Annotated in this window: 1 protein-coding gene and 1 pseudogene; both read left to right on the top strand. The window is 70.5% G+C overall.

Features of this window, described 5'->3' with window-relative positions; translation table 11 throughout:
* Nucleotides 1-358, top strand: a pseudogene (locus ACZ7L9_RS38090) (sugar ABC transporter substrate-binding protein); the annotation flags it as partial.
* A 107-nt stretch (nt 359-465) separates the two neighbouring features.
* On the top strand, nt 466-1,374 hold the full coding sequence (locus ACZ7L9_RS38095; protein WP_471422100.1) for a carbohydrate ABC transporter permease: 909 nt from the start codon (nt 466-468) through the stop codon (nt 1,372-1,374).
* Nucleotides 1,375-1,470 lie beyond the last annotated feature (96 nt).

A 1,470-nucleotide genomic window follows, 5' to 3' on the forward strand; every position in this document is an offset into this window, starting at 1 on the left:
CGAGTCGGTCGGATACGGCACCGTGGGCGCGCTGTCGATGCTGAAGGGTGCCGACAAGAAGAACACCGGCGACTGGCTGAACTTCGTCGCCGAGTCGAAGAACGCGGCCGGTCTGCAGAAGGCCGCGGGCTACTTCCCGGCCCGCAAGTCCGGCGGCGACCTCTACCCGGGCGACGTCCTGCAGACGGCGGTCGGCGCGACGCTGCCGAGCATGACCGTGGGCCCGCTCCAGGACAAGGCCCGTGAGGTCCAGGGCGTGCTCGCGCCCGAGATCCAGGCGGCACTGCTGGGCAAGAAGAACCCGCAGGAGGCACTGAACGCCGCGCAGAAGGCCGCGCAGGCGATGCTCGGCCGCTGATCACGCGCGGGGCCGGAGTCCGGCCGCACCCGGACCCCGGCCCCGCACCCTCCGGGGGGAACACCCCCCGACCCCCCGCAATTCCCCCGTACCGCAAGGAGATCCCCGTGGCAGTCGTCGCGGAACCCACCCGCCGCCGGGGCCGTCGCAGCGGGCCGCAGGCGCGCCGCGAGGCCCAAATCGGCCTGCTCTTCGTCCTTCCGTGCTTCCTGCTCTTCCTGGCCTTCCGGTTCGGTCCGGGCATCGCCGGTGTACTGATGAGCTTCACCGACTACTCCCTGACCGGCGGCGGCAGCTTCATCGGGCTGGACAACTTCACCCGCCTGCGGGACGACCCGCTGTTCTGGCAGGCGCTGAAGGTCACCGTCCTGTACACCGTGCTCGCCGTGCCGGGCACGCTCATCGCGTCGGTGTCCCTGGCCCTGATCACCCGCCGCGCGTTCCGCGGCGCCAAGTTCTTCCGCTCGGTGTTCTTCCTGCCGGTCGTCACCTCGCTGGTGCTGGCCGCCACCGTCTTCGTCTGGATCTTCTCGACCGGCGGCCCGTGGTCCACACTGACGGGCTGGTTCGGCATGTCCGAGGGCTCCTGGCTCTCCGACGACGTGCTGGTGCTGCCCGCGCTCGCGATCGTCGGCATCTGGTCCCGCTTCGGCTACGGGATGCTCATCCTGCTGGCCCGGATGCAGGACATCCCCCGTGAGCTGGAAGAGGCGGCCCTCACCGACGGCGCCGGCCCCTGGCAGCGGTTCCGGTACATCGTGCTGCCGCAGCTCAAGCCCGCCCTGTTCTTCCTCGCCGTGATCGAGACGACGGCCTCCTTCCAGGTCTTCGACGCCGTCTACACGATGACCGGCGGCGGACCCGCCAACGCCAGCTACACGCTCGTCTTCCAGCTCTACGACGCGGGCTTCAAGTACTTCGACCTGGGTTACGCCTCCGCCATCGGCGTCGCGCTCTTCGCGCTGACCGTGGTCGTCGCGGTGATCCAGCGGCTCGTGATCGGGAAGGACCAGTGACCATGACCGCAGCACCCACCCAGACCCAGACCCCTCCCACAGCCACCGACACCGCCCCCGCGGCGCCCGACCGGGCCGCGCGCCGCGCCGAACGCA

It is taken from the genome of Streptomyces sp. NPDC111516, from assembly GCF_055635345.1.